We start from the raw sequence: 26,208 nt of genomic DNA, 5'->3' as shown, positions 1-26,208 counted from the left end.
GAACACTCACCGACTTCGGGCATGCGCCAGGCGAGGGTCAGGCGAGGGTCAGCGAGTGGCCCGAGCCGGAACCGGGTGCGTCTCTGCCGCTCGGTCGGTCCGCCGTGCCCGCAGCGAGAGAACCAAGAGGCACACCAGAGCGACCACTGCCAGGGCGGTGATCATCAAACCCACACGCCAGATGTTCGACACGTGGCCGTTCACGAGAGCAACCATCGCCATCGGTGCCATGCCGCCGAGAATCGCTGCGGCCTGATATCCCAGCGAAGCACCCGAATAGCGAATTTCAGCCGGGAACAGCTCTGCGAACAGGGCAGCCTGGGGACCGGTCTGGAACGACATGACGAAACACGACACGATCAAGGCAATAGCGAAGGGCCAGATCTTGCCGGAGCCCGAGGATTGAATCAGCATCCACATCGGAATAGCCCACAGGCCCATGCCGGCAATGCCGATTCCGTAGATGAGGCGACGCCCGTAGACGTCCGAGAGATGAGCCGTGAACGGCACCATGGGAATCAGGACTGCGGCGCCGACCATGATGATCCACAGGACGTCAGCTCGCGCCATCCCCAGGTTGGTCGTCGCGACCTGGATGGAACCGGTGATCGTGATGTAGAACATTGCAATACCGACCAGATAGGTCCCCCCGGCGAGGAGGACCGTGCTGAGGTTTCGTCGAAGAACTTGGAAAACCGGCGATTTCTGCTGGGCCGGCGTGGTAGCCAGCTTCTCTTCGACCTTCTGGAATTCCGGAGTCTCCTCCAAATACTTGTGGATTCCGAAAGCAACTAAGATCATGACCAAGCTGATCCAGAACGGCACTCTCCAACCCCACGACATGAATGCCTCGGGTGAGACCAGCCATGCGACGACAAGAAATATGCCGTTACCCAGAACAACGCCGATCGGAATACCGAGTTGTGCGAAGCTGCCGAAGAATCCGCGACGGTTGGCCGGCGCGTATTCCGTTGCCAACAGGACTGCGCCGCCCCATTGAGCGCCCACCGCGAGACCTTGGCAGATGCGGAGTGTGACGAGCAGTACCGGTGCAAGCCAGACGATTTCCGTGTTGGGCACGAAACCGATCAACGCAGTGGCAATGCCCATCAACAGTGTTGCGAACACCAGTACGGGTTTGCGCCCGATCCTGTCGCCGAAGTGGCCGGAGATGATCCCACCGACCGGGCGGGCGATGAAGCCGATGGCAACCGTGGCAAACGCGTTGAGAGCTGCTACGACCTCGTTGTCCGTGGCGAAGAATGTCTTGCTGAAAACGAGTGCAGCTGCAGTGCCGTAAATGTAGAAGTCGTACCACTCGAGAGAGGTGGCCAGAGCGGCGGCGAAAGCTGCCTTTCTCGCGGCCTTCTGTTGTGACGCCGGCGGTGCGGCCGGGGTGTCGGGCGACACTGACATGACTGCCCTCTTTCTGGTTTGTGGCGGATTTGCCGATGGTCGAGAAATGACCGAAACCTTGAACAATGTCTCGCGCCGAAGCGTAAGTGATGTTCGCCACTAATGTCAATGATCGATTTGCTTCGAAAATCAGGAATATTTCGACGGCGAATAGCCCAGTGGAAACCGCGTGGTATACGCGAAATCGACTGGGCTACTTGCCTTTTTCGGGTAAGTCAGTTGCCTTTCCATACGGGGGTGCGACGTTCCAGGAATGCGGCTAGTCCCTCGTCGGAATCGCGTGATGCGAGAACGCTTTTCTCGGCGATTGCCGTCACCTCCCATCCATGCGGGTCGTCGCGTCCTACCACTGCTTCGACCGCAGCAAGCGTCTCACGCACGGCAACCGGAGCATTCCCTGCAATGACCGCGGCCAATCGAAGTGCGTTCGCTACTGCGGTTCCGTCGTCGACGACGTCGTTGGCAAGGCCGAGAGCGAACGCGCGTTCTGCCGAAATCGGTTGCCCGGTAAGGAGAAGCTGTTTGGCAACATGAAGGGGTAGCGCCCGGTGGGTACGGAACAGCGCGCCGCAGTTGGCAACGAGCCCGTGGGTGACTTCGGGGAGGCCGAACCGTGCCGAACGTCCGGCGACGACGAGATCGCACGCCAGCGCAATCTCCATGCCGCCACCGAGCGCAAAACCCTCTACGGCAGCGATGAGCGGGGTTGTGCGGCTACGTCCTGCGATGCCGTACTTTCCGCCGCGTTCGGTCGGATCGCCCGGTCCGGTCGCAAGATCCGTTCCAGCGCAGAATATTTCGGGTCCGCCGGTCAGAATTCCGCACCTGAGATCAGGGTCGTCGTCCAGCACATCGAGCGCGTTGTCGAGCGCCTGCGTCATGTCGGCGTCCACCGCGTTCTTCTTGGCCGGACGGTCCATCGTGATCAGCAGAACGTGCCCTGTGCGTTCGGTGGTGACGCGTGAATTGTCGGTTCTCATCGGTCGATCCAATCCACGACGTCGTCCACTACCGCACGCGATGTGCGGTAACCGTTGATCGGGTGCGAGGTGTCGGCATAGCCGAAGGAAATTCCGCAGACGATTCTGCGGTCTTCCGACAACCCCAATTCACGACGCAGGACATTGGGATAGACGGCCAAGGCAGCCTGGGCGATGGTGCTCACACCGAGAGATGTTGCGGCAAGCAGAAAGTTGCTGACGTAGGCACCGCAGTCGACCGCCCCGTACGCACCCAAGGCTTCGTCGGTATGAAGGATGGCGACATGCGGCGCGCCGAAGAAGCGGAAGTTCTCGAGGGTCTGTTCACGTTGCCTCGTTCGGTCGCCGCGTTCGATGTTCACTGCGTTGTACAGCTGGAAGCCGCTCTCGCGCCGCCTCTGCTTGTGCACGCCCCGGTATTCACGGGGAAACGCGATGTCGGTTTCCTCCACGACGTCGGCCGAGGCCGCCGAATACAGCGCTTCGCGTAAACGTTCGGTGCCCTCGCCTCGGGTGACCGCAAGGTGCCACGACTGGCTGTTGCACCACGACGCCGTGCGCTGAGCCATCGTCAGAATTTCGCGAATCGTGCCGTCGAAAACCGGTTCCGACGTGAAAGCTCGACAACTGACGCGGGATTCGAGCAGATCGCGCAAGGTGTCGTGCGGTTCGCTCGGACGCCTGCCGTTCGCGGCGGTCATCGGACTGCCCCTGCCGCGATGTCGCGTCCGATGATTTCCTTCATCACTTCGGTGGTGCCACCGAAGATCGTCTGTACACGTTGGTCGACGAATGCTCGACCCACGGGATACTCCATCATGTATCCGTAGCCGCCGTGCAATTGGACGCATCGATCGACGACTCGCTTGTGCAGCTCGGAACTCCACCACTTGGCCTTCGCGGAGTCGACGGCAGTGAGTTCGCCGCTGTTCAGTGCCAGAACGCAACGGTCGACGTGGGATTCGGTGACCTCGATTTCCGTCAGCATGTCGGCGAGCACGAAGCGCGTGTTCTGCAGGTCGCCGATCTTCGTGCCGAAAGCGCTGCGATCGAAAACGTACGCTTTCGTCCATTCGTACGTGGCGCGCGCACCGGCGATGGCGGCTACGGCAATGGACAGCCGTTCGAGAGGTAGCCGTTCCACGAGATGAAGAAAGCCGCGGCCTTCGACGCCGAGGAGATTGCTGTGCGGTACCCGAACGTCGGTGAAGACCAGTTCGGCGGTGTCCTGGGCCGCGAGCCCGACCTTGGTCAATTTGCGGCCACGAGTGAAACCAGGCGTGTCACGTTCGACGACGAAGAGAGACAAGCCGCGGGAGCCGGCGTTCGGATCCGTACGCGCGACGACGATGACCAGATCGCAGTGAATTCCGTTGGTGATGAACGTTTTCTGGCCGTTGATGACCCAGTCGTCACCCTCGCGCACGGCTGTTGTCTTGATCGCCTGCAGGTCGCTGCCGGTTCCCGGTTCCGTCATGGCGATCGCGCCGATCAGATCACCGCTCGCCATCCCCGGGAGCCAGCGCCGACGCTGTTCGTCGGTCCCGAGGTCCGACAAGTACGGAATGATGATGTCGTCCTGGCAGCTGAGTCCCGCGCCGAACGACGTGGTGGCGGTTTTGGCGATCTCTTCGGCGACCACCTGCCGGAAGCGGTAATCGGTGACGTCGGAGCCGCCATACGACTCCGGCACCGACAACCCGAGGATCCCGGATTTGCCGGCTGCGAGCCATGCCGAGCGTGGGACCAGCCGGTCGCTTTCCCACTCCTCGTAGAAGGGTTGCACCTCGCGAGCTAGGAACGACTGCACGGTGTCGCGATACGCGTCGTGGTCGTGGTCGAAATGGATGCGTTTCATCGGTGTCTCCTGCGCCATCTGCGATTGCTCTTTATTTCTAGCGCTCGCTACATTGTGTAGTCTGGACCACAATTCGTCAACGGGCCGAATCGGACCCGAATCAGGCCGGGGGCCGAGTCGACCTCGGCGCCGTCGAGCCGCATACATGGGCAGGAGCGCGCAAGATGCAGGCAGTGCAATTGGTCGAGGCAGTCGGACCGCAGGGAGTCGCGATCACCGAGGTGCCGGAACCTGTGGCGTCCGACGGGCAGGTCGTGGTCGATCTGCACGCAGCGGGCGTGTCATTTCCCGACCTACTGCAGACGTCCGGTAGCTATCAGATGGTCGCGTCGCTCCCGGCTGTACTCGGTGCGGAGGGCGCAGGTGTCGTTCGGTCCGCCCCGCTGGGCAGTGGATTGACCGAGGGGCAGAAGGTTGCGGTTCTCGCCCTGGACGGCGCGTGGCAACAGACCGTCGTTCTCGATCCGCGCTTCGTGTTCCCTTTGCCGGAGTCGGTGTCGTTGACAGCAGGATCGGGATTCCTGATGAACTACCTCACGGTGCACTTCGCGCTCGACGAACGGGCGAGGAGTCGAGCCGGGGAGACGGTCCTGGTCCACGGCGCCGCCGGAGGAATCGGGACCGCAGCGCTCCAGGTTGCAGCAGCACTGGGAATGGAGACCATCGCGGTCGTGAGCAGCGACGAGAAGGCGAAGGTCGCAGCCGCGAACCGCGCGACCCACACGGTCATGGTCGACGGCTTCAAGGATCGAGTACTCGAACTCACCGACGGATGGGGCGTCGACGTCGTCCTCGATCCTGTCGGAGGGGATCGATTCCTCGACAGCATCCGATCGCTCGCCCCGAACGGTCGACTGGTGGTGCTCGGTTTCACGGGTGGCGAGATCCCGACGGTCAAGGTCAACCGGTTGCTTCTGAAGAACGTATCCGTCGTCGGTGCTGGATGGGGCGAATACATCCGAGCGTTCCCCGACTACACCGCGCGGCAGTGGGCAGACCTGGAACCACGCCTGAAAGATGGTTCCCTGATCGTCGAAGAGCCGAAGGTCGTTCCCATGGAGGCGGCTGTCAGTGCGTTGGAATCGCTGGCCGATCGCACCGCGACCGGCAAAGTGTCGTTGTCACTGCGGCCGGACGCCGTCGTCGAGTGACGAAAGTATGCTGTCGTGAGGACGAGCTTGCGTATGCGTGAACGAAGGGTACGACATGATGACGATCGGCACCGCGCACCGCGCAGACGACGATTGGCGTGTGTATCGGCCCCTTCCGCTCACGCCCATCCTCGCGGCGGCGTTGTCCTTGTTCCAGGCGAAGGGATATCACGGCACCACGATTCGTGACATCGCTGCACGGGCCGAGATAACGATGCCGTCTCTCTACTACCACTATGGCAACAAAGAGGGAATTCTCGCGGCGCTGCTGAACGTCGGAATGGACGACCTGGCCGCCCACATTGCTGGAGCGCTCAGCGAAGCAGGTGAGTCGACGACCGAGCGACTGCGGCACTTCGTCACCGCCGTCAGTTTGCACGAGACGTGCAGACGGGACATCGCACGAATTCATCCGGAATCACGCTTTCTCGGTCCCGAAGCGCGTTCTCACTACGTCGCCCGTCGAAATACCGTCACGGACAACATGATCGAGCTGCTCGAGACGGGCCGGGCGGAAGGCGTGTTCCAGATCGACGATACCCATTTCATCGCACGGAGTATCTTTGCGATGCTGCAGGGAACACCTCAGTGGTATCGCGACGACGGACCGGATGACCCCCACGATATTGCAGCGAAGTATTTGCAGTCGATTTTTCGGATGATCACCGACTCGGTTTGAACCACGCGATCGGAGCATGCCCGGACGTCGGTTCTCGACGCCCGGGCATACTCGTCTCGTCTGTGCGTTTCACGGCAGCAGGCGAGGTTGCGTCCATGTGCGTTCGAGCCGCCTCAGCGCGTCGAGTGCTGTGGGGTACTCGTCAGCCGCTTCCTGTGGTATCGCGGTGCGGTGCAACGCTTTTTCGGCTCGCGTGACTGCTCGACGGCCCGATTCCGTCGCTTCCACGAGCAGCCGCTGCGGCCACTTCCAATCCGAGGATCGTGTCACGTGACCCGATTCTTCGAGCGCAGCCACCGTGCTTTTGATACTGGTGCGGTGTCGGGCGAGTTCCGCGCCGATTTCACGGTAGGAGCTCGGACCGTTGCGGCACAGTAGGGCAAGAACTTCGTAGCGCGCCCAACTCATGCCAGCAGGCTTCAGCGCGTCGCCGAACTGCGTCCTGGCGAGGGTTGCCAGACGTAGAACGGTCGACACGAGTTCGTACTGCGAATCGGCCCGATGCGTGTCGATACAACCGTCGAGTGCCGCGGTACGTCCGTACGAAGGTGACATTTCGTTTCTCCGGCTCACGTCAGCTCTATGTGGCCGCGAGGTAGTCGTACTTTCCCTTGAGACGGCCTTTGACGAGCTTGCCGGTCGGCGTGCGAGGGAGGTCCGCGTCGAACACGATCCGGCGCGGAACCTTGAAGCGCGCCAACGATTCTCGTGCGTACGCGAGAATTTCTTCGGCACGCTCGTCGGACGGTTCGACCCCTGGAACGAGTTGTACGACCGCAATCACCTGTTCGCCCATCTCGGGATCGGGGACGCCGATCACCGCGACATCCAGAACGAGCGGATGTACCGCGAGCGCGTTTTCGATCTCCTGAGGGTAGATGTTGACGCCGCCGGAGATGATCATGAAGGTCGCACGGTCGGTGAGGAACAGATAGCGGTCCTCGTCGAGATATCCGACATCGCCGGTCGTCGACCAGTTGTCGTGCTGCGGGTGCTGCGCCTTCTTCGTCTTCTCGGGGTCGTTGTGGTACGCGAACGGCATCTCGTCGCGCTCGAAGTAGACGTCGCCGATCTGATTCGGCCCCAACACTTCTCCGTCGGGGCCACAGATGCGAACCGTACCCAGTAGACCGTCCTTGCCTACCGAACCGGGCTTCTTCAGCCACTCGTCGGAGTCGATGCTCGTCATTCCGGCAAGTTCGGTGGAGGAGTAGTACTCCTGCAGAATCGGACCCCACCAATCGATCATGGCGCGCTTGACGTCGACCGGACACGGCGCTGCGGCGTGAATGGCAGTGGTGAGCGACGACAGATCGTACGCCTGACGGTTCTCGTCGGGCAGCTTGAGCATGCGGACGAACATCGTCGGTACCCATTGACTGTGCGTCACGCGAAACTGTTCGATGTAGGCCAGGGCGCGTTCGGCGTCGAACTTTCCCATCACGACGACCGTTCCGCCCAGAGCCTGCACAGCTGCTGCCGTCCGGAGGGGTGCGGCGTGGTACAGAGGCGCCGGCGACAGGTAGACGGTGTCGGAGTTCATTTTCCATACGCCGGACGCCAGCCCCACCATCGTGTCACCGGGCTCGTCGATCTGCCGGTTCGGGAGCGAGGGTTCGATGCCCTTCGGCTGGCCGGTAGTCCCGGACGAATACAGCATGTCCGCGCCGCGGGGCTGAGACTCGAGGGGTTCGTCGGAGAGGCCGACGGTCTCCTCGTCCAGATCTGCGAAACCTCGAATCGAGCCACCGAACGCAAGCCGAAGTTCGACGGCGGGCGTCTGGGTTGCAACGAGTTCGGCAACGTCGTGAAGAGTCGCGGCGGCAACGACAGCGCGCGCCCCGCAATCGTTCACGATGTAGGCCATCTCGCCGGCCGTCAGATGGCGGTTGATGGCAGTGAAGTACAGCCCCGATCGCATTGCGGCCCAATAGATCGCAAAGACGCGGGGGTTGTTGTCGCTGATGAGCGCGATGTGATCGCCCTCGCGAAGGCCCGCGTCGCGGAGATATCGGGCGATCCGAATGGACTGCGACTCCAGTTCACCGAAGGTCACTGTCTCACCCGAATCGGCCATGATGACCGCTGGCTTGTTCGGGTGGGTTTTCGAGTGGGCCCCGGGGTACATAGATTGCCTTTCGCTGAACAGTTATCGTGCGATAGATCACCAGCCTAACGCGAAGTGACCGTCTAGGGAAGAACGATTTCCGACGCAACGAATTGTGCTGCATGGCCGCGTGAATAGGGTTTTTCCAGTCGACAGCGCGTGACCGGTTGGCGTTGACATGAGCCGCTACGCTCTGCCAATCTAAACAGCAACCGAACAATTGAACGGTCGCCCGTGTCGCCGACGCCGGTGAGCCGGACCCCGACAACTCGAGAGGTTCCACGAGATGGGCATTCGTACAGCGCGTCAGTACCGGGATGGTTTGAAGGACGGTCGACGAGTCGTCTACCAGGGCCGACGCGTCGACGACGTCACCGAGTTCGCCGAGTTCGACACGGCGATCTCGCATTCCGCACTCGCATACGACATCGCCGAGCTCGAACCCGACCTTGCCGTAGCGGACGACGGCGACGGTCCCTACACAGCGTTCTATCGCGTTCCGCGCACCGCGGACGACATCGCGCGCCGCGGTGAGCTCATCGAGAGTGTCTGCAGACTCGGGACTGGAACGATCGTTCTCAAAGAGGTGGGCAGCGACGCGCTGTTCGGGCTCCTTCGCGCGCTGACGGGCGAGGGTCTCGAGAACGCCAAGGCGTTCTACGACCATTGCTGCGCCAACGACGTCGCGATTGCCGTCGCGCAGACCGACGTCAAAGGCGATCGCTCGCTCGCGCCCCATCAGCAGGCCGACCCGGATCTCTACCTGCACATCGTGGACGAGGACGAGGAGTCCATCACGGTTCGCGGTGCCAAGGTGCACACGTCGTTCTCCGCGAACGCCGACGAAATCCTCGTTCTCCCGACCCGCGCGATGGGTGCATCGGACGCCGACTACGCACTCAGCTTCGCAGTGCCGGTCGATACTCCAGGCCTCACCCTGTACGTCTCGCCGTATCTGCACGGCGACCGTGACGAGTTCTCGCATCCGCTGTCGTCGAAGCACAAGCTGCTCGAGAGTCTGACCGTGTTCGACAACGTCCGCGTCCCCAAGAACAGGGTGTTTCTCGCACGTCAGCCCGAGCTCGCCGGGCCGTTGGCCATTGCATTCGTCGACTATCACCGATACACGGCGATCAACTACAAGCTGCCGCTCCTCGACCTCCTCGTCGGCGCCGCGACCATGGTGGCCGAAGCGAACGGCATCATCAAGGCCGGCCACGTCAAGAGCAAGCTGACAGAGCTGATCTCGTACACCGAAACCGTCCGCGGGTTCGGTCAGCTCGCGGCGCTGCGTTCGACCCAGGGCGACAACGGAGTTCAACTGCCGGATCCTCTCGCCGTGAACATGGCCAAGTATCACTTCGCGCACGGTTTCACTGCCGCGACGACGACCGTGCTGGACTTGGCGGGCGGTCTGGTGGCCACCGGTCCTGGCGGAGGCGACTGGGCGGATCCCGATACCCGCAAGGTTCTCGAAAAGTATTTCGCCGCAGCCGTTCCCGCGGAACAGCGTCTGCGCTTGATCAACTTGATCGGTGACCTCTGCACGGGAAGCTGGGGTGGATATCAGACCGTCCTCGCCACCCACGCCGAAGGTTCGACGGAGGCCGAGAAAATGCAGATCGCGCGGTCGTTCGACCCGACACGAGCGCGCAACTATGTGTCCGAGCTTCTCGGAATCTGAATCTTCTCGACCACCTACGAAAGGAATTCGAACTTCATGACTACCGCAGTGATCGTCGACGTCATCCGAACGCCGTCCGGGAAGGGTAAGCCGGGCGGCTCTCTGTCAGGGGTTCACCCGGCAACCCTGCTTGCGGACCTCCTGGCCGAGCTGGTCCGCAAACACGACCTCGATCCGGCGTTGGTGGACGACGTCATCGCCGGATGCGTGACGCAATCCGGCGAACAGGCAGTCAACATCGCGCGCACCGCCGTTCTGGCGGCAGGCTTCCCGGAGTCGGTTCCTGCGACGACGATCGATCGTCAGTGCGGTTCCAGCCAGCAGGCCGCTGCTTTCGCCGCCCACGGTGTTGCAGCCGGCACGTACGACATCGTCATCGCCTGCGGAGTCGAGTCCATGAGTCGCGCACCCATGTTCTCGAACGTGGGAGACAAGGACCCCAACGTCGGACCCTTGGCCAAGCGCTTCCCGGAAGGCCTGGTGTCCCAGGGCATCGGAGCCGAGCTGATCGCGGCGAGGTGGAAGTTCGGCCGCGAGGAGTTGGACGAATACGCAGCCCGTTCGCATCGTCGTGCATCCGAGGCGGCAGGGCGGCAGCAAGTCGATCAGATCGTTCCCGTCCGTACGGTCGACGGGTCCGGTAACGAAGTCCTCGTCAGCACGGACGAGACAGTGCGGCCCTCGACCACGGCAGAGTCGCTGGGCGGCCTGCGTCCTGTGTTCCAGAGCGAGGCCATGTCGCAGCGATTCCCGGAGATCGAGTGGTCCATCACCGCAGGAAACTCGTCGCCCCTCACGGACGGCGCGTCGGCCGCCTTGATCATGAGCGAGGAGAAGGCTGCTGCGCTCGGGTTGACACCGCGCGCCCGTTTCCACAGCTTCAGCGTGGCGGGAAGTGACCCACTCCTGATGCTGACGGGGCCGATCCCCGCCACCGAGAAGATCCTCGCGCGTACGGGAATGACGCTGGATCAGATCGACGCGTACGAGGTCAACGAAGCGTTCGCTCCGGTTCCGTTGTTGTGGCAGAGCCACTTCGACACCGACCCCGAACGCCTCAACCCGGCCGGTGGCGCCATCGCGCTGGGGCACCCGCTCGGTGCGTCGGGCGGCAGGCTTCTGGCCTCGATGCTGACGTATCTGGAAGCCACCGGTGGTCGATACGGCTTGCAGACCATGTGCGAAGGCGGCGGCATGGCCAACGCCACCATCATCGAGCGACTCTGACGAGAAGGACTGACATGAGCGACCTACGATTCGACGGTATGACAGCGGTGATGTCGGGCGGAAGCCGCGGCATCGGTTTGGCGATCGCCACCGAATTGGCCAGGGGCGGTGCGAATTTGGTGCTGCTCGCGAAGACCGACAATCCCGACCCTCGCTTGCCCGGAACCATTCACACGGCGGTCGAGCAGATCGAAGCTGCCGGTGGCAAGGCTGTCGGAGTCGTCGGCGACGTGCGAAACGACGACGACGTCCAGCGCGCGGCGTCGACCGCAGCGGACACCTTCGGGGGCGTGGACATCTGCATCAACAATGCAAGCGTCCTCAATCTGGCCGGGACCGAGGACCTACCGCTCAAGCGTTTCGATCTCATTCAACAGGTCAACGTGCGCGGAACGTTCGCTCTCACGCAGGCGTGCCTGCCATTCCTGAAGAAGTCGGAATCGGCGAGCGTGTTGACGCTGTCACCGCCGCTGAACATGTCCGACGAGTGGCTGGGAAAGCACCCGGGCTATATGCTCGGCAAGTACGGAATGACGTTGCTGGCCAAAGGCTTTGCCGCAGAATTCGCGGACGACGGTATCGCCAGCAACTGCCTGTGGCCGGAGACCACCATCGCAACTGCTGCGGTGAAGAACCTCCTCGGCGGCGAGGAGGGGACGTCGCACGCACGTGACCCACAGGTGATGGCCGACGCGGCCGCCCTGCTGCTGTCGCACACCCCGCGTCACCGAACGGGTGAGACGCTGATCGATGTCGATGTGTTGGCCGAAGCCGGCATCACCGATCTCGCGGTGTACGGAGGGCAGGAACCGCTCGACTACGACATCTTCGTCGACCCGCGCTGAGGCTTCGGTTCGCACTGCCGGCCGTGACGACAGCGGGCACCGCCCGCGACACATCACTTTCACCAGCGGCACATGAGGTGTCGCTCGGACAGACAAGGAATTCGAGATGAAGACGACTGATATCACCGCTCTGGTGACCGGTGGGGCATCCGGTCTCGGCCTGGCGACCACCGAAGCGCTCGTGCGGGCAGGCGCGCACGTCGGCATCCTGGATCTGCCGGGCTCACCGGGTAAGTCCGTCGCCGAGCAGCATGCAGGATCGGTGACCTTCCTGCCCGGTGACGTCACGTCCTCCGACGACGTCTCGCAGGCGCTGGACGTGCTGTCCGAGCAGGGCCCGCTTCGCGTCGTGGTCAACTGCGCAGGCGTCGGTCCTCCGGGGAAGGTGCTCGGAAAGAACGGACCCCTTCCGATGGAGGACTTCGAGCGCATCGTCCGCATCAATCTGTTCGGTACGTTCAACGTGATTCGACTCGCTGCCGAGCGCATCGCGTCGACCGAGAGCGTGGATGGAGAACGCGGCGTCATCGTGAACACGGCATCGGTTGCTGCGTTCGACGGCCAGATCGGTCAGCCCGCGTACGCCGCGTCCAAGGGCGCAATCGTGTCCATGGCTCTGCCGATCGCTCGCGAGCTGGCTCGCCACCAGATTCGCGTCGCGACCATCGCACCAGGGATCTTCGACACCCCGTTGCTCAAGACGTTGCCCGACGACGCGCGCGCATCGCTCGGCGCCCAGGTGCCTCACCCCTCGCGGCTCGGTGACCCCGACGAATTCGGAGCTCTGGTACGCCACATCGTCGAGAATCCGATGCTGAACGGCGAGGTCATTCGCCTCGACGGTGCGATCCGCATGGCCCCCCGATGAACGGTATCGAAAACGCGAGCGTGCGATTCTCGATCGAGCAGGGGATCGCTCGCATCGTGCTTACTCGTGGCGCGTCGTCGAACGCGTTGAACACCGATCTGGCCGCCGGCTTCAAGGCTGCGATCGAGGCAGTGGCAGCCGATCCCGGCGTCCGCGTGCTCGTGCTGACCGGCGAGGGCAAGAACTTCTGTGCCGGTGGTGATGTGCGCGAAATGGCCTCTGCCGCCGAGATTCCCGCGTTCCTCACCGATCTGGCCGGTACGGTCCACGATGCGTTGAAGATTCTCGACACGCTCCCCGTCGTGGTCATCGCTGGAGTTCAGGGCTCGGCGGCAGGCGCGGGCTTGGGATTCGTGCTTGGCGCGGATTTCGTCGTGGCAGGACGGTCCAGCAAATTCGCCGCAGCCTATTCGGCGGTCGGATTGTCGCCGGATTGTGGCGTGTCGACGCTATTGCCCAGAGTCGTAGGTCCGCGCGCGGCGGCGCGGATGTTGTTGGCTGCAGAGGTCATCGGTGGTCAGGAAGCGCTCGACAACGGACTGGTCACCGACCTGGTCGACGACGCCGAGATTTCCTCTCGTGTGGAGGAGTTGGCACGCAAGGTCTGTGCGAGTGCCTTCCCTGCCGTGGGGCAGACGCGGAGGCTCATGCGGGTGGCGTCGAACGGTTCGCTGTCCGACCGTCTCGATGACGAGGCCCGCACGATTGCCGACGTCGGCGCCTGCGGAAGTGCACGTGAGCGGATCGACCGATTCGCAGGTAGATAGACAACACCGAGAGAGAGATTTCGATGAGTTCGACGACGATCGACGAACCGGCGGCGCTGGTCGAGCGACGCGGGAACGTCGCAGTGGTGTCGCTCAACCGCCCGAGGGCGCTGAATGCGGTCGATTCGACATTGTCCACGGCGGTGGGAAATGCGGTGCACGCAGCCAACGTCGATCCCGACGTGCGAGCGATCGTTCTCACCGGTTCCGGTCGTGCCTTCTGCGCAGGCGCAGATCTGAAGGAGATCGCAGCGGGCAGATCTCTCGACGCCGACGGGCATCCGGAGTGGGGCTTTGCGGGCTTCGTTCGCCAGTGGGTCGACAAGCCGACCATCGCGGCGGTCAACGGTTTCGCCCTCGGTGGTGGAACGGAGCTGTTGCTCGCATGTGATCTGGCCGTCGTGGACGAGACCGCAGCTCTGGGTTTGCCGGAAGTCAAACGCGGCCTCTTCGCCGGTGCAGGCGGCGTTCTGCGCATGAGTCAACAGATTCCGCGCAAGATCGCTTTGGAGATCGCGCTGACCGGTGAGCCGATCACGGCAGCGCGAGCGTACGAGCTCGGCTTGATCAACAGGGTTGCGCCGCAAGGCGCGTCGCTCGACGTGGCACTCGAACTCGCGGAATCGATCGCGGTCAACGCACCGCTGTCGGTGGTGACGAGCAAACAACTCGTCCACGAGAGTGCCAACGGTGACACGTGGGGCGACGGCCTGTGGGCGCGCAATCAGGAAGCCATGAACGTGGTCTTCTCGAGCGCCGACGCGCACGAGGGTGCAACGGCGTTCGGCGAGAAGAGGCAACCGGTGTGGACCGGGAAGTAACGCGTCGAACCGCTCCACGTGGAGGTTGATTCCCGCCCCCTCGTCGGGAATCAACCTGACCACTGCGATCGACCCGACCGCAGGAGTAATAGCACCACATCGGATGAGCAACTGCACCGTTAATCGAGAACGATTTCGTGCGACGAGTGTAAAGCCCAGGGCGCCCGGGTAACGCACCCGAATGGATGTTCGTTGCCTCTGTCAGCTCACCCTCGGCGCCATGGCGGCGGACCAGCATCGTGCCCTGTCGCCCGAGGACGTGCCGATCGGAGGTCGGGAAAATTGACCGCCGACTCGCGACGTAGCGACCTCAGTCGACAAATTGCCGACATGACGAGGTCCTTCTTCGCTCCCAGAAGTCTGGAGGACACCCTCCGCGGGGTGACCGAGAGCGCGACGGAGCTGATCGACGCGGTCGACTGCGCTGACATTCTCGTTGCGGAGGGTCCGAGAAAGTATCGATCGCACGCCGCAACGAGCGAGCTGCCCGTTCGGCTGGACGCCCTTCAAGAGCAGCTCGACGAAGGACCGTGCGTCGATGCAGCCCGTAGCGAATTCTTCGTCCGATGCGACGACTTCCGCACCGATCCGCGGTGGCCCGAGTTTGCTCCGAAAGCCGTGGAAGCCGGTGTTCTCAGCAGCATGTCGTTTCGGTTGTACACGAAAGAAGACACGATCGGCGCCTTGAACCTGTTCGCCTTGACTGCGAACGCGTTCGACGACGCCGACGAGGAACTCGGCGCGGTCCTCGCGACTCACGCTGCCGTAGCGCTGTACACGGCGAACAAGACGGAACAATTCGCCTCTGGCTTGGCGTCCCGAGATGTGATCGGCCAAGCAAAGGGCATGCTGATGGAGCGTTACGGTATCGACGCGGTCCAGGCGTTCGAATTGATCCGCCAGCTCTCACAGAACGAGAACATCCCTGTCGCTACGCTCGCCGCGGACCTCGTCCGGCTGGGATCGGAGTCTGCGTCGCCACCCGCGGCGAGGTGAAGCGCACCCCGGAACGCTCCTGGAGCGGAGGGAGCGTGGGCTCGGCACGCGTGTGTCGAGCCCACGACAGACGGTCCTCCGGCAGTTACACCATCACGGAATCGCGCGGGGTGGGCGGAAACGGATCCTCCTCGAACGGGACAGCCAAAGCCTGTTCGAGTGCGTCGGTTTCGGGGCATTCACGTACCTCGCCGCCGAGCCCGAGGACCTGCCGCCACCAGGAATCGCGATCCGATTCCTCCCGCCAGATCACTTCGTCGTCCATGCGCGACACTCCTTTCCGATTCGACCGTGAAACATGTTGTCCGACAGCGTTTCAGGTCGCGTGCGGTTCGATCGAACGTTGCTCGGCACCCGATCGCGAAATGTCGATCTTCCGAGGCTTCGCTCTTTCTGCAAGCGGAATCGTCACCGACAACACGCCGTTGTCGTACGAGGCCGTGATGCGTTCGGTATCGATACCGTCGCCCAGTGCGATCTGACGGCGGTAGGTTCCGGCGAACCGCTCGGATGAAATCCACTGCACGCCACCATCGCTCGGCGCAGTCCGATGGGCGGTGAGGGTGAGGGTGCCCCGGTCCACGTCGACGTCGATCGAGCCTGGGTCGACGCCGGGGAGGTCGGCGGAGAGCACGTAGTGGTCGTCGACCTTGTACAGGTCCATGGGCATGAAGCGAGGGACACGGTCCGAACCACTCGACGAGCCGAACATGCCGGCGGCGATGGAATCCAACTCACGGAACGGATCGAATCGAAGCACAGCAATCACCTCCTGATGCAGACGATGCGCCCGCCCCTGTAGCGGGCTGCCGTTTCACTGTGCTGAGGAAGAATTTAGCACTCTCGATCGGAGAGTGCCAAGAGGGTGGAGAAATTTTTTCGGATCGATCGGTACCTCAATGGTGTTGCGGGACAGCAGCGCCGAGCATTGTCGGCCTGGACCGCGCGTGTTCGCGGTCAGCTTGTCGACGCACTGTTCTCCAGGACTGCACGTAGTTCCACCCTGTCGTCGAATGGCGCAGACCTGTTGCCGTGGACCACGTGGTCGTCGCATCCCCGTCCGGCGACCACGAGCACGTCACCGTGCCGTGCGTGCTCGACCGCGAGTTCGAAGGCATCGCGCCGGTCCGGTTCGACGAGTACCGTCGCCGAACCGGCTGCAACAGCGCCATCGACGACCGCATCTCGGATGGTGTCGGCGTCTTCGGAGAAGGGGCTCTCGTCGGTGACGATGACGATGTCGGCGTACTCGGCTGCAGTGGCTCCGAGCGGGAAGCGCTTCCCGATGTCACGGTCGCCGGTCGCGCCGATGACCACGATCAATTTCCCGGTACTCAGCGACCGTAGATAGGGGAGCAGCCGGTGCTGGCCGTCGGTGTTGTGCATGTAGTCGACGAGCGCCACGACGCCGCTCCGGCCGTCGTCGACGCGTTCCAAACGGCCGGGTACATGGGTCAACTGCTCGAATCCGGCGACAGCCGCGTCGAGCTCGACTCCCGTCGCGGCGAGCATGGCGAGCGCGGTCAACGCGTTGTCGACCTGATGAGGACCCAGCAGCCGGAGGCGGACGTCCAGGGGGCCGTCGGGTGTGTGTGCGGTGAAGGATGTGCCCGTGGGGCCCGAGCGGATTCGATCTGCGTGGATGTCTGCCCCGGGATCCGACGCCGACCACGTCCAACACGGCACACCGACCGACGACGCGAGCCGACGACCGTAGTCCCCGTCGATTCCGATCGCCGCCACCTCGGTTCGGTGTGATTCGAACAGGCGTGACTTGACGGCGAAGTACTCGTCCATCGATCGGTGGTAGTCGAGGTGGTCGCGGGTGAGATTCGTGAACCCGACGGCGGCGAAGTGCGTCGCGTCGACTCGGCCCTGGTCCAGCCCGTGCGAGGACACTTCGAGAGCAACCGACGTGGCGCCTTCGTCACGCATCGCCGCGAGGGATTGCTGCAGTACGGCGGCTTCCGGGGTGGTCCGGGCAGCCGGTCGGGTGGTTCTCGGTCCTGCGATGGAGATGCCGGTGATGGTGCCGACGGTCTCGCCCGCGGCGGACAGTGCGGCCCCGAGCAGGTAGGTCGTACTTGTCTTTCCGTTGGTACCCGTCGTTCCGTATACCCTCAAACCCTTCGAGGGGTGACGGTGGACGAGTGCGCTGGCCGGACCCGCACAGCTGCGGGGGTTGGTCACGACGACCGAAGGCAGTGACACCGCGGGACGGTCCGACAGGATCGCGACTGCTCCGCGGGCGAGCGCTTCGAGTTCGAAGTCGAGGCCGTGCGCATGGCGTCCGGGAAACGCGAGGTAGAGGTCGCCTGGTTCGACCGTGCGCGAATCGTCGCTGACGCCCGTTACCACCGCGTCCCCGTATACGGCGGATGCCGAGGGCACCGCGTCGGCGATGTCGGCGAGGTCGTGACCACCGATCTCGGTCGACGCGTCAGCGGTCGGAGGAATGGACGCGCTGTTGCAGGTCATCGCTTCTCCTACCCATACGAATAGACGATCGAACGGGCAGCGGCGGTTCTCGCGAACCTGTTGTCGCTGCCGTCTGGAGATACGTTGTCCGGGATCGCAAAAGTAGGCGAGTGTCAGCGGGGATTTCGCCAAAACTTGTGCAGCAGAGGAGGTTTGACCGATTCGGTCTTCCGGTATCCGAAGGGCGAACGGTTGTCTTCCACTGCCAGAATGGAGTTTACATGTTTCGCCATACCGATTACCTGCAGTTCGACGTCAAGCCCGAGAAGGCGGACCCCGTGTACGCCCGCAAGCTCCAGGAGTTGATCGGCGGCGCGTACGGCGAGATGACCGTGACCATGCAGTACCTGTTCCAGGGCTGGAACTGTCGCATGGAAGGTAAGTACAAGGACCTGATCATGGACATCGCCACCGAGGAGATCGGGCACGTGGAGATGCTGGCGACGATGGTCGCACGCCTTCTCGAAGGCGCGCCTGCGACGGAGTCGACCAAAGCGGCGGCGGCTGATCCGGTGGTCGCGGCGGTGATGGGCGGGATGGATCCGCAGCAGGCCATCGTCGCCGGGGGAGGTGCGATGCCTCAGGATTCGAACGGTGTCCCGTGGAACGGCCGCTACATCGTTGCGTCCGGAAACCTGTTGGCCGACTTCCGTGCGAACGTCGCCGCGGAAGCTCAGGGACGGTTGCAGACCGCGCGGCTGTACAACATGACCGACGACCCGGGAGTGAAAGCGATGTTGAAGTTCAACCTCGCCCGCGACACCCACCATCAAAATTTGTGGCTCGCTGCGATCGAAGAGTTGCAAGCCGACGGACTCGAAGGCGTCGTCGCGCCCAACGCTCTGCTGGACGAAGAAGCCACCGAGCATGCCACCGACCTGTGGCATCTGTCCGACGGGGAATTCTCGTCCACCGGCGGGTGGGCGAATCGTCTCGCGCCCGACGGCGCCCGCCAGATGGGCTTCCTCGCGGACCCGCAACCGTTGGGCAACAAGGCATCCGCCCCCGCACCGGATCCGAAACTGTACGCGACCTACGACGGCGCCAAGGGCGATCCAGCGTCGGCGGCCCTCGGCACCGAGAAGGGGATGATGGGCAAGATCAAGGACGCCCTCGACCCCGACGAGACGTAACGGGCGTCGACACAATCCATCTGGCGAGGCGCGGTTCGGGGGCTGTGTCCGGACCGCGCCGCCGGACAATCAGTTCTGTGGGGTAAGCATGCCGAAATCCATTTCCGATCTTTCGGTCGACGAGTTGGGTGGGCCGGGAAGCGTTCTGGTCCGTCAGCGGGACGACCATGTCGAACTCGATCGTCTTCTTCGGGGAATCGAGGCCGCGGAAGGCGTCGAGCAGAACGATCTTCTGCGCGCGCTGTGCCGGCTCGTCTTTCCGCACGCGTTTGCCGAAGAGGCAGTCTTGTGGCCGATCATTCGCAAACATGTGCCCGAGGGCGAGAAGTTGACGCTCGACATCGAGCAGGAACACCAGCAGATAGACGAGTTGTTCTCGGATCTCGAGGCCATGCCACCGCAGGATCCGGATCGTGAGCCCCTGCTGCAGAGAATATTCCAGCTTCTGAGGCAGGACGTGCGCGACGAAGAGGACCAATTGCTGCCGATGTTGCGGGCTGCGATGACGGATCGGCAGTTGCACCGCACAGGCATGATGTGGTCGATCGTTCGACGGGCCGCACCCACCAGGCCTCACCCTGTTGTTGCACGTCGGCCACCAGGCAACGTGGTGGCTGCTGCACCGTTGACCGTGGTCGACCGTGCTCGCGACCGCCTCGACCGCCTGTCCGACCACGCGTCACCCATTGTCGCGCGGCCCAGCCACATCGGTAGTCGCGGACTCGCCGCCGTGGCCGGTGTTATCGAACATATCCCGCCGCTGACACGCGGTGAGCATCCCTCGACCAGGACGACCCGGCGCTAGGCGCGGGCGAACCGTCAGTTGCCTCTGCCGTTCCCGTTCCCGTTCCCGTTCCCGTTCCCGTTCCCGTTAGCGTTTCCGTTGCCGTTGTTGCCGCCACTTTTGTTGTTGCCGTTGCCGTTGTTCCCGCTGCCGTTGCCGTTGTTCCCGTTGCTATTGCCGTTGTTGCCCGACTCTGCCGGCGGAGTGTCCGCAGGCAGTCGAGGAGCCGGAATCGCGGCTGTCTCGGGCAGGTACGTCTCCGGTGCCACCGGTTCGACGATGACGGAATCGGTGGTCGGCGACGAGATGGGTTCTGCTGCTTCGGGTGTCGAGGTGATCGGTGTCGACGGGACTGGACTCGACGTTTCGGCTCGGGGGTCGCTTGTCGGGGGTTGTGGTGAAGTCTGGGAACTCCACGCCACCGCGACGGCGACCAGTCCGGCGACCGCCGTTGCGACGCCCGCGGTCATCCGACCGACTCGTCGTCGAGGCGGAGGTTCCATCTGATTCAACTCGTGCACAGGGACTTCGGTGATCGCAGGGTAGACCCAGGTGCCCAGGTCGCCTGTCGGAACCGATGGGCGATCCAGTGTGTCCACCGTGGCAAGTCGTTCGGCTACCTCGTCTGCCGTGGGACGATCCTCGGGTCGGCGAGCAGTCATCTCGGACAACAGCCTCGCCCACTCCGGGGGCAGCCCGGCAGGCACCTCGGGATCACGATGCAGACGTGCGACGGCCGCGGCGATGGCGCTACCCTCGAAAACCACGCGGCCACCGATACATTCGATCAAGACGAGACCGAGTGAATACACGTCGGTGGGTGGGCCCGTCGTACTTCCGAGAGCTTGTTCGGGACTCAGATAGTGTGCGGTTCCCACGGCAGTGCCGTGTTCGGTCAATCTGGCCGCATCGACGACGCGTGCAATGCCGAAATCGGTGAGCTTGAACGATCGGTGGGCGTGCACGGTCGGCGGTGTGACGAGAATGTTCGCCGGCTTCACGTCGCGATGAACCACGCCTGCGGAGTGGATGTAAGCGAGCGCAGTGGCCACGTCGCGGCCGAGGCCGGCGACATCGGGAAGAGGCAGACATGCTCCGGCCCGTAGCTGATTCAGGGTGGGACCGTCGACGAACTCCATGACGAGGTAAGGCGTCTCGAAGCCCTGATCGTCCAGAGCGGTCCCGCCGTCGAACAGAGTCACCAGGCCGGGATGAGACAGGGCAGCGAGTGTCTGCATCTCGGCTTCGATGCGTCGGCGATCCGGCAGGTCGCCCCGGTCGCGACGAAAAATCTTGAGTGCAACCGTCCGGCCCAGTCGTACATCCTCGGCTCGGACGACATCTGCTGCTCCGCCCCTGCCGATGACCTCTCGAACCACGTACCTGTCGGCGAACAACGCGTGGTGCGGGTTCGACAGGTTATGTCCTCGGCCTGCCATGTGATCGTGCCCCAGTTCGGTCGGTTCATCGGTCTCGACCGACTGTATATCTTGTCCGCCTCGTATCCGGTCTTCTGTGTGCCCGAGGTGAAGAATGCAGAAGTGAAGGCACAATGGATTCCGGTCGAGGGACGCTGGGACGATGTCAGGAGAGACGCACAGTGCAGAGCCCGCAGGACGACCGTTCGACCGGTGGCGCCCCTTTGCCGGACCTTCGTCCGGTCTATCAGCCAGTGGTCGCGCTCGACACCCGCACGGTGGTCGGGTTCGAAGCGCTGGTGCGTCCGTCGGCGAACAGTCCCTCCACGTCCCCCGAGCAGTTGTTCACAGACGCCGAGGACCGAAATTGCATGGTCGAGTTCGACTGGCACTGCCGGCTCACCGCAGTACAGGGGGCTCTTGCGGCCCGCTTTCCCCGTCATCTTCAGCTGTTCGTGAATACCGAGCCCGCTGCGCTCGGCGCGCCGCCACCGCCGGAGTCGCGCCGAGTGCTCGCCGAGGCCCGATCGTTGTCGGTGATCGTGGAGATAACGGAACGCCAATTGATGTCGGACGTCGCCGGGCTTCTGGGCGCCGTGGCACAGGCTCGTGACAACGGCTGGCGTGTGGCTGTCGACGACGTCGGCGCGGACGCATCCAGTTTGGCGCTGCTGGCGCTGGTGCGACCCGACGTCATCAAGCTCGACATGCGATTGACTCATGGTCGCTCGACTCGGGAGACCGCCGCGATCCTCACCGCGGTCGGCGCGGAAGCAGACCGCACAGGCGCCGTCGTTCTGGCCGAGGGAATCGAGTCCGAGGCCCACGAGCGGTGGGCACACGACATCGGTGCGGTGTGGGGCCAAGGCTGGTTGTACGGTCCGCCCGACGCACTGCCCGTGTTCGACGCCCATGCCCGCGTCGTCGATCGATGGACGACGCAACCAGCGGTGACGGTGCGAGCGCCGGTTGCGGTGACGCCGGGCGGTCTCGCTCGGCAACACTCTCGCCTCCGGCACGGCGGTGAAGAACTCGTCGAGTACTGCGAGTACGAGCTTCTGCGCCGTGCCGAATCGGCGGGATCCACGGGGATCGTGCTGGTCACCGCGTCGACCTCGACCGAAATGTCCGACGCGTACCGCTCGCGGCTCGATGACCTGGCGTCACGAACGGCGTTGACCGCGGTGTTCGATTCTCGCCCCGCGCCTGCGGGTCACCGCTACCGTGCCGTCGGCATCGGCTCCGACGAACCACTGGCGCTCGAACGGTCGATGATCGTCGTCGATCCGTTGTTCCACGGCGCGTTGATCGCCGTGCACGACGGGCGCGCGCACGACGGAAGTCCCCGTTACAAGTATCTGTTCACGCTCGACAGAGAATTCGTTCTCGACGCGGCCACCGTGCTGATGCATCGAATTCCAGGTCCGGGCACTGTCGACTGAATATCGACCAGCGTTCATTCGGACAGCGGGGGAGTAGGCGCGTCTCGCACTTCGTGGACACCTCGAACGAACTCCGACAACGCTTCCGCCGAGGTGTGACGCGGTTGCCACCCGAGTTCGGTGCGGGCGCGTGAAGTGTCCATCAGTGGCAACCGCAGAACCGCGTCGAGCAGGTCGGGGCTGGTGGGCACGATTCGGAGCTTCCACAGAAGAAGTACCAATGCGCGAACCGGCATGACCGGAACCGGTACGACCCGGGCGCCGAGTACGTCCGCCAGCACCGCGGCAGTCACGGGTGGTTCAGCGGCGATGTTGAAGGCTCCGTGCGCGTGGTTGGTGGCAGCGCGCGAAAATGCGTCACCGACGTCGGCGGAATGCACTGCCTGGAACACGAGGCCCGGTAGTTTCGGGACGAACGGGATCAGCTCGGGTCGGACCAACTGCGGCGGCAGGAACGGACCCGCGAACAAACGACGTTGTTCGGTCGAGGCTTCGGGTTTGAACACGAACGCGGGACGAATGCGGACGATGCGCATCGAGGGATGTTCGAGTTCGAACGCGTCGAGTGCGCGTTCGAGGTACGACTTCTCGCGCGTGTAGGCGGCGCCCGGCCACCCGTGCGTGGGCCAATCTTCCTTCACTGCAGTATCTTTGGGTCCGGGTGCGTAAGCGCCGACCGACGACGAGTAGATCAGCGACGGCACGTGCGCGCGTGCGGCCGCGTCGAACACTGCAAGTGCGCCCAATACATTTGCGCTCCAGGTGTGCGCAGGATCGCGGGTGGGCTGAAATTGCCACGCCAGATGAACGACCACATCGACGTTCGAGAAGAACGGCAGCAGATCGTCTTTCGCAATGTCGGCCTCGACGAACGTCGTCTTGTCCGGCTGCGACGTCGGCGCCCGTCGCGCCAGTCCGATGATTCTGCCGACGCGGGGATTACGGGTCAGGGCGTCGACGACGCTGGTGCCGAGGTTGCCGGTCGCCCCGGTGACCAGCACGGTGAGCTGTGATGCGTCGTTCACGGTGGGTCTTCTCCAAGTCTGCTCGCGGGTAAGGTGGAACGTGCTGCTACACGCACGGCGGAGGCGCGCGTTCTGTGCCTACCCGCTCGAAAACGGCGTAAACCGCAAGGGCGACAACGGGTTCGGATCCACGACGCGGTCCGTTCCGTTCATCTCGCTCTGCGCGAATCATCTCCTCGACCGCGTTCCACGGCTGCGGTGGTCGCCGCGGAGACCGTCATGACGATGAAGTCGCGTCTGCGGTCGTTTCGGTCATCGGCCGTCACTTCGGTGTCCGCGAACTGGCGATCGGTGGTTTGCAGAGCCACCCATCCGTCTACCAGGGTGATGACGGTCAGTATCAGTTCGGAAGCGTCGGCTGCCGACAGTGTCGGCAGGGCTCTCGTGGCGCTGCCGATCAACCTGCGTGCGTGTTCGCGACGCGGATCTTCGATTGCCGCGCTGCGTATTTCGAGTCCCTCCCAGAACAGCAGTCTGGTGAGTCGGGGATGCTCGATCGCGAAGTCGAACCGTCTGCCTGCGTAGTCGGCGATCGCAGACGGGCCGTGCCCGATCAGTGGAACTGCTGTCGAGAAAAGAGCCACTTGCTGCGCGAGAACTGTCGAGAAGAACGAACCCTTGTTGCCGAAGTATTGGTAGATGCGTTCTTTGTTGACCCCGGCTTTGGTCGCGATGCGTTCGACCCGGGCGCCCGCGAACCCGAACTCACTGAACTCGTCGACACCCGCTTCGAGGAGGAGCGCCTTCGTACGTTCGGTGTCCCACGCCATGCGTCGACTCTACCCAACTCCAACCATCTGGTTGGAGATGGAGATTCTCGACGGGTAGAGTCCATCTCCAACTGTTCGGTTGGAAATGGAAGGGTGCGCTCGATGGAAACGCTGGCGGTGGCGTCGACCGTGTTGGATCATGTCGCACTCGATCGCCACGGCGCCTCGAGTGAACGGCGGCGTCGACGACCGATGCCGTCCGGGCCCCCGACTCCGTCGACCCATCTCAGGGTTCTGATCACCTGGATGTCGATCTTCCCGTTGGTTGCGGTGGGGATGACCCTGATGGCGTCGGTCGTACCGACGACTGCAACGTGGCCGACGTGGTGTCGAGCGCTGCTGCTCACCGCAATCGTCGTGCCGACGTCGGCGTATCTCGTCATGCCTCGATTGCTCGCGATGACAGTCCGCTGCATGCACTGGCGTCACCGACGGTCGAACCGGACTCAGCTCGTCTGCTCGAACACTGCTGCGAGGCCTTGTCCGCCGCCGATGCACATGGTTTCGAGGCCGTAGCGGGTGTCGCGGCGCTGCATTTCGCGTAGGAGGGTGGCGAGGATGCGTGCTCCGGTGGCGCCGACGGGGTGGCCGAGGGAGATGCCGGAGCCGTGGGGGTTCAGTCGTGGGTCGTTGGGTTCGATGTTCCAGGTGCGCAGGACGGCGAGGGTTTGTGCGGCGAACGCTTCGTTGAGTTCGATGACGCCCAAGTCGTTCATCGTGAGTCCGGCCCGCCCGAGGGCTTTCTCGGTGGCGGGGACTGGTCCGATGCCCATGGTCCGCGGCGGCACTCCCGCGACGGCCCAGGAGACGAGTTTCGCGATGGGCCTCAGGCCGAGTTGGGTTGCTTTCTCGGGGGTGGTGACGATGGCGAGGGCGGCGCCGTCGTTCTGGCCGCTGGCGTTGCCGGCGGTGACGGTGGAGTCGGGGTCGATCTTCGAACGGATGGCGCGCAGCTTGCCGAGGGATTCGATGGTGGTGTCGGCGCGGGGGTGTTCGTCGGTGTCGACGACGACGGAATCTCCCTTGCGCTGCGGGACGCGGACTCCCACGATCTCTTCGGCGAAGACACCGTTGTTCTGGGCGGCGACGGCTTTGTGGTGGGAGGCGGCGGCGAGGGCGTCCTGGTCTTCGCGGCTGATGGAGAATTCCGCCCGTAGGTTTTCGGCGGTTTCGATCATGCCGCCGGGGACGGGGAAGTTCCTGCCGCCTGCGGTGACGCGGGCGCGGGCGAGGCGGTCCGACAGTGCGACGGCGTCGGCTTTGACGCCCCAGCGCATTCCGGTGGTGTAGAACTCGGCCTGGCTCATGCTTTCTGCGCCGCCGGCGAGGACGAGGTCGCTGGCGCCGGTCTGTACTTGCATGCACGCCTGTAAGACGGCTTGGAGGCCGGATCCGCAGCGGCGGTCGATCTGTTGGCCGGGGACGTCGATGCCGAGGCCTGCGTCGAGGGCGGCGACGCGGCCGAGTGCGGGTGCTTCTCCGTTCGGTGATGCTTGGCCGAGGATGACGTCGTCGATGTCGGATCCGGATATGCCGGTGCGCGAGGCGAGTTCGGTGATCACGGCGGCAGCGAGAGCTTCCGGAGCAACGTCTTTCAAGACCCCACCGAAGCGCCCGACGGGGGTGCGGAGGGGTTCACAGATGACGGCATCAGGCATGTCGATGTCCTTGCTTGTCGGTGGCGTTCGTGTCCAGGCGGCGTAGGTCGGTGTCGATTGCTTGGGCGGCGGCCAGGAGGGCGGGGAGGAGGCTGTCTCTT

26 protein-coding genes are annotated in these 26,208 nt (G+C 63.6%); 12 read left to right on the top strand and 14 right to left on the bottom strand.

From position 1 onward, the window contains the following. Positions 1 to 48: 48 nt before the first annotated feature. The 4 genes from RhoFasB10_RS19670 to RhoFasB10_RS19655 form a co-directional block, all read right to left on the bottom strand. On the bottom strand, positions 49 to 1,416 hold the full coding sequence (locus tag RhoFasB10_RS19670) for an MFS transporter (protein WP_084423522.1): 1,368 nt from the start codon (positions 1,414 to 1,416) through the stop codon (positions 49 to 51). Between the two features lie 215 nt (positions 1,417 to 1,631). Further along, positions 1,632 to 2,396, bottom strand: coding sequence for an enoyl-CoA hydratase-related protein (locus tag RhoFasB10_RS19665; RefSeq protein ID WP_167678118.1), 765 nt, complete (start codon positions 2,394 to 2,396; stop codon positions 1,632 to 1,634). Continuing rightward, positions 2,393 to 3,097: a nitroreductase gene (locus tag RhoFasB10_RS19660; RefSeq protein WP_167678116.1), complete on the bottom strand. Its 705-nt coding sequence runs from the start codon at positions 3,095 to 3,097 to the stop codon at positions 2,393 to 2,395. The genes RhoFasB10_RS19665 and RhoFasB10_RS19660 overlap by 4 nt, the downstream gene beginning before the upstream one ends. Next, positions 3,094 to 4,254: an acyl-CoA dehydrogenase family protein gene (locus RhoFasB10_RS19655; RefSeq protein ID WP_167678114.1), complete on the bottom strand. Its 1,161-nt coding sequence runs from the start codon at positions 4,252 to 4,254 to the stop codon at positions 3,094 to 3,096. Before RhoFasB10_RS19655 ends, RhoFasB10_RS19660 begins: the two co-directional genes overlap by 4 nt. 164 nt (positions 4,255 to 4,418) lie before the next feature. Between RhoFasB10_RS19655 and RhoFasB10_RS19650 the strand changes: the two genes are divergently transcribed. Continuing rightward, positions 4,419 to 5,405, top strand: coding sequence for an NADPH:quinone oxidoreductase family protein (locus RhoFasB10_RS19650; RefSeq protein WP_167678112.1), 987 nt, complete (start codon positions 4,419 to 4,421; stop codon positions 5,403 to 5,405). 37 nt (positions 5,406 to 5,442) lie between these two features. Beyond that, positions 5,443 to 6,084 carry a TetR/AcrR family transcriptional regulator gene (locus tag RhoFasB10_RS19645; RefSeq protein ID WP_084423523.1) on the top strand — a complete coding sequence of 214 codons (642 nt, stop codon included), beginning with the start codon at positions 5,443 to 5,445 and terminating at the stop codon, positions 6,082 to 6,084. Between the two features lie 69 nt (positions 6,085 to 6,153). Here RhoFasB10_RS19645 and RhoFasB10_RS19640 read toward each other — a convergent pair whose 3' ends face one another. Further along, complete coding sequence (locus tag RhoFasB10_RS19640; RefSeq protein WP_167678110.1) at positions 6,154 to 6,639, bottom strand: hypothetical protein; 486 nt, start codon at positions 6,637 to 6,639, stop codon at positions 6,154 to 6,156. Between the two features lie 25 nt (positions 6,640 to 6,664). Further along, positions 6,665 to 8,212, bottom strand: coding sequence for an acyl-CoA synthetase (locus tag RhoFasB10_RS19635; RefSeq protein WP_068421053.1), 1,548 nt, complete (start codon positions 8,210 to 8,212; stop codon positions 6,665 to 6,667). Positions 8,213 to 8,477: 265 nt separating this feature from the next. On the opposite strand from RhoFasB10_RS19635, the gene RhoFasB10_RS19630 reads away from it, so the two are divergent. The 7 genes from RhoFasB10_RS19630 to RhoFasB10_RS19600 all read left to right on the top strand — a co-directional run bounded on the left by RhoFasB10_RS19630 (position 8,478) and on the right by RhoFasB10_RS19600 (position 15,399). After that, on the top strand, positions 8,478 to 9,875 hold the full coding sequence (locus RhoFasB10_RS19630) for a 4-hydroxyphenylacetate 3-hydroxylase N-terminal domain-containing protein (protein ID WP_068421055.1): 1,398 nt from the start codon (positions 8,478 to 8,480) through the stop codon (positions 9,873 to 9,875). Between the two features lie 36 nt (positions 9,876 to 9,911). After that, positions 9,912 to 11,102, top strand: coding sequence for a thiolase family protein (locus RhoFasB10_RS19625; protein ID WP_068421057.1), 1,191 nt, complete (start codon positions 9,912 to 9,914; stop codon positions 11,100 to 11,102). 14 nt (positions 11,103 to 11,116) lie between these two features. Further along, a complete protein-coding gene (locus RhoFasB10_RS19620; protein WP_068421061.1) occupies positions 11,117 to 11,947 on the top strand; it encodes an NAD(P)-dependent oxidoreductase in 831 nt (276 codons plus the stop codon). 106 nt (positions 11,948 to 12,053) lie between these two features. Then, positions 12,054 to 12,815 carry a 3-hydroxyacyl-CoA dehydrogenase gene (locus RhoFasB10_RS19615; RefSeq protein WP_068421063.1) on the top strand — a complete coding sequence of 254 codons (762 nt, stop codon included), beginning with the start codon at positions 12,054 to 12,056 and terminating at the stop codon, positions 12,813 to 12,815. Then, a complete protein-coding gene (locus tag RhoFasB10_RS19610) occupies positions 12,812 to 13,582 on the top strand; it encodes an enoyl-CoA hydratase/isomerase family protein (protein WP_068421065.1) in 771 nt (256 codons plus the stop codon). The genes RhoFasB10_RS19615 and RhoFasB10_RS19610 overlap by 4 nt, the downstream gene beginning before the upstream one ends. 23 nt (positions 13,583 to 13,605) lie before the next feature. Next, positions 13,606 to 14,403, top strand: coding sequence for a crotonase/enoyl-CoA hydratase family protein (locus tag RhoFasB10_RS19605; RefSeq protein WP_068421067.1), 798 nt, complete (start codon positions 13,606 to 13,608; stop codon positions 14,401 to 14,403). A 330-nt stretch (positions 14,404 to 14,733) separates the two neighbouring features. Further along, complete coding sequence (locus RhoFasB10_RS19600; protein WP_167678109.1) at positions 14,734 to 15,399, top strand: GAF and ANTAR domain-containing protein; 666 nt, start codon at positions 14,734 to 14,736, stop codon at positions 15,397 to 15,399. A gap of 85 nt (positions 15,400 to 15,484) precedes the next feature. Here RhoFasB10_RS19600 and RhoFasB10_RS19595 read toward each other — a convergent pair whose 3' ends face one another. The 3 genes from RhoFasB10_RS19595 to RhoFasB10_RS19585 form a co-directional block, all read right to left on the bottom strand. Continuing rightward, complete coding sequence (locus RhoFasB10_RS19595) at positions 15,485 to 15,664, bottom strand: hypothetical protein (protein WP_068421073.1); 180 nt, start codon at positions 15,662 to 15,664, stop codon at positions 15,485 to 15,487. Positions 15,665 to 15,715: 51 nt separating this feature from the next. Next, positions 15,716 to 16,159, bottom strand: coding sequence for an Hsp20/alpha crystallin family protein (locus tag RhoFasB10_RS19590; protein ID WP_068421075.1), 444 nt, complete (start codon positions 16,157 to 16,159; stop codon positions 15,716 to 15,718). Between the two features lie 197 nt (positions 16,160 to 16,356). Continuing rightward, the gene (locus RhoFasB10_RS19585; protein WP_084423524.1) at positions 16,357 to 17,877 is read right to left on the bottom strand and encodes a UDP-N-acetylmuramoyl-L-alanyl-D-glutamate--2,6-diaminopimelate ligase; all 1,521 of its coding nucleotides are present in this window, start codon (positions 17,875 to 17,877) and stop codon (positions 16,357 to 16,359) included. Positions 17,878 to 18,098: 221 nt separating this feature from the next. On the opposite strand from RhoFasB10_RS19585, the gene RhoFasB10_RS19580 reads away from it, so the two are divergent. Both RhoFasB10_RS19580 and RhoFasB10_RS19575 read left to right on the top strand, forming a co-directional pair. After that, on the top strand, positions 18,099 to 19,010 hold the full coding sequence (locus RhoFasB10_RS19580; RefSeq protein ID WP_167678107.1) for a manganese catalase family protein: 912 nt from the start codon (positions 18,099 to 18,101) through the stop codon (positions 19,008 to 19,010). 88 nt (positions 19,011 to 19,098) lie between these two features. Beyond that, positions 19,099 to 19,815, top strand: coding sequence for a hemerythrin domain-containing protein (locus RhoFasB10_RS19575; RefSeq protein WP_167678105.1), 717 nt, complete (start codon positions 19,099 to 19,101; stop codon positions 19,813 to 19,815). A gap of 14 nt (positions 19,816 to 19,829) precedes the next feature. Here RhoFasB10_RS19575 and RhoFasB10_RS19570 read toward each other — a convergent pair whose 3' ends face one another. Beyond that, entirely contained in the window at positions 19,830 to 21,233 is a 1,404-nt protein-coding gene (locus RhoFasB10_RS19570; protein ID WP_167678103.1) for a serine/threonine-protein kinase, read from the bottom strand. A gap of 161 nt (positions 21,234 to 21,394) precedes the next feature. Here RhoFasB10_RS19570 and RhoFasB10_RS19565 point away from each other — a divergent pair, with 161 nt between their 5' ends. Continuing rightward, positions 21,395 to 22,654, top strand: coding sequence for an EAL domain-containing protein (locus RhoFasB10_RS19565; RefSeq protein WP_308115276.1), 1,260 nt, complete (start codon positions 21,395 to 21,397; stop codon positions 22,652 to 22,654). A gap of 14 nt (positions 22,655 to 22,668) precedes the next feature. Here RhoFasB10_RS19565 and RhoFasB10_RS19560 read toward each other — a convergent pair whose 3' ends face one another. From RhoFasB10_RS19560 to RhoFasB10_RS19545, 4 genes are all read right to left on the bottom strand, one after another. After that, entirely contained in the window at positions 22,669 to 23,679 is a 1,011-nt protein-coding gene (locus RhoFasB10_RS19560) for an NAD-dependent epimerase/dehydratase family protein (RefSeq protein WP_167678099.1), read from the bottom strand. 149 nt (positions 23,680 to 23,828) lie between these two features. Beyond that, positions 23,829 to 24,449, bottom strand: a complete 621-nt coding sequence (locus RhoFasB10_RS19555) for a TetR family transcriptional regulator (protein ID WP_068421088.1) — start codon at positions 24,447 to 24,449, stop codon at positions 23,829 to 23,831. Positions 24,450 to 24,586: 137 nt separating this feature from the next. After that, positions 24,587 to 24,832, bottom strand: a complete 246-nt coding sequence (locus tag RhoFasB10_RS19550; protein WP_157105202.1) for a hypothetical protein — start codon at positions 24,830 to 24,832, stop codon at positions 24,587 to 24,589. Between the two features lie 63 nt (positions 24,833 to 24,895). Then, positions 24,896 to 26,107 carry an acetyl-CoA C-acetyltransferase gene (locus RhoFasB10_RS19545; RefSeq protein WP_167678097.1) on the bottom strand — a complete coding sequence of 404 codons (1,212 nt, stop codon included), beginning with the start codon at positions 26,105 to 26,107 and terminating at the stop codon, positions 24,896 to 24,898. Between the last annotated feature and the right edge of the window lie 101 nt (positions 26,108 to 26,208).

The organism is Rhodococcus sp. B10 (assembly GCF_011770055.1).
GTDB lineage: Bacteria > Actinomycetota > Actinomycetes > Mycobacteriales > Mycobacteriaceae > Rhodococcoides > Rhodococcoides kyotonensis_B.
Note: the sequence above shows the minus strand (reverse complement) of the source record. Positions and strands in the feature narration are given on the sequence as shown.

Excerpts from the sequence above, each read along its gene's own strand:
- RhoFasB10_RS19575 (WP_167678105.1), top strand. The coding sequence starts at position 19,099 with ATGCCGAAATCCATTTCCGATCTTTCGGTCGACGAGTTGGGTGGGCCG.
- RhoFasB10_RS19605 (WP_068421067.1), top strand. The coding sequence starts at position 13,606 with ATGAGTTCGACGACGATCGACGAACCGGCGGCGCTGGTCGAGCGACGC.
- RhoFasB10_RS19585 (WP_084423524.1), bottom strand. The coding sequence starts at position 17,877 with ATGACCTGCAACAGCGCGTCCATTCCTCCGACCGCTGACGCGTCGACC.
- RhoFasB10_RS19670 (WP_084423522.1), bottom strand. The coding sequence starts at position 1,416 with ATGTCAGTGTCGCCCGACACCCCGGCCGCACCGCCGGCGTCACAACAG.
- RhoFasB10_RS19660 (WP_167678116.1), bottom strand. The coding sequence starts at position 3,097 with ATGACCGCCGCGAACGGCAGGCGTCCGAGCGAACCGCACGACACCTTG.
- RhoFasB10_RS19655 (WP_167678114.1), bottom strand. The coding sequence starts at position 4,254 with ATGAAACGCATCCATTTCGACCACGACCACGACGCGTATCGCGACACC.
- RhoFasB10_RS19570 (WP_167678103.1), bottom strand. The coding sequence starts at position 21,233 with ATGGCAGGCCGAGGACATAACCTGTCGAACCCGCACCACGCGTTGTTC.
- RhoFasB10_RS19665 (WP_167678118.1), bottom strand. The coding sequence starts at position 2,396 with ATGAGAACCGACAATTCACGCGTCACCACCGAACGCACAGGGCACGTT.
- RhoFasB10_RS19635 (WP_068421053.1), bottom strand. The coding sequence starts at position 8,212 with ATGTACCCCGGGGCCCACTCGAAAACCCACCCGAACAAGCCAGCGGTC.
- RhoFasB10_RS19630 (WP_068421055.1), top strand. The coding sequence starts at position 8,478 with ATGGGCATTCGTACAGCGCGTCAGTACCGGGATGGTTTGAAGGACGGT.
- RhoFasB10_RS19620 (WP_068421061.1), top strand. The coding sequence starts at position 11,117 with ATGAGCGACCTACGATTCGACGGTATGACAGCGGTGATGTCGGGCGGA.
- RhoFasB10_RS19595 (WP_068421073.1), bottom strand. The coding sequence starts at position 15,664 with ATGGACGACGAAGTGATCTGGCGGGAGGAATCGGATCGCGATTCCTGG.
- RhoFasB10_RS19550 (WP_157105202.1), bottom strand. The coding sequence starts at position 24,832 with ATGACGAGATACGCCGACGTCGGCACGACGATTGCGGTGAGCAGCAGC.
- RhoFasB10_RS19600 (WP_167678109.1), top strand. The coding sequence starts at position 14,734 with ATGACGAGGTCCTTCTTCGCTCCCAGAAGTCTGGAGGACACCCTCCGC.
- RhoFasB10_RS19555 (WP_068421088.1), bottom strand. The coding sequence starts at position 24,449 with ATGGCGTGGGACACCGAACGTACGAAGGCGCTCCTCCTCGAAGCGGGT.
- RhoFasB10_RS19580 (WP_167678107.1), top strand. The coding sequence starts at position 18,099 with ATGTTTCGCCATACCGATTACCTGCAGTTCGACGTCAAGCCCGAGAAG.
- RhoFasB10_RS19640 (WP_167678110.1), bottom strand. The coding sequence starts at position 6,639 with ATGTCACCTTCGTACGGACGTACCGCGGCACTCGACGGTTGTATCGAC.
- RhoFasB10_RS19650 (WP_167678112.1), top strand. The coding sequence starts at position 4,419 with ATGCAGGCAGTGCAATTGGTCGAGGCAGTCGGACCGCAGGGAGTCGCG.
- RhoFasB10_RS19545 (WP_167678097.1), bottom strand. The coding sequence starts at position 26,107 with ATGCCTGATGCCGTCATCTGTGAACCCCTCCGCACCCCCGTCGGGCGC.
- RhoFasB10_RS19610 (WP_068421065.1), top strand. The coding sequence starts at position 12,812 with ATGAACGGTATCGAAAACGCGAGCGTGCGATTCTCGATCGAGCAGGGG.
- RhoFasB10_RS19625 (WP_068421057.1), top strand. The coding sequence starts at position 9,912 with ATGACTACCGCAGTGATCGTCGACGTCATCCGAACGCCGTCCGGGAAG.
- RhoFasB10_RS19615 (WP_068421063.1), top strand. The coding sequence starts at position 12,054 with ATGAAGACGACTGATATCACCGCTCTGGTGACCGGTGGGGCATCCGGT.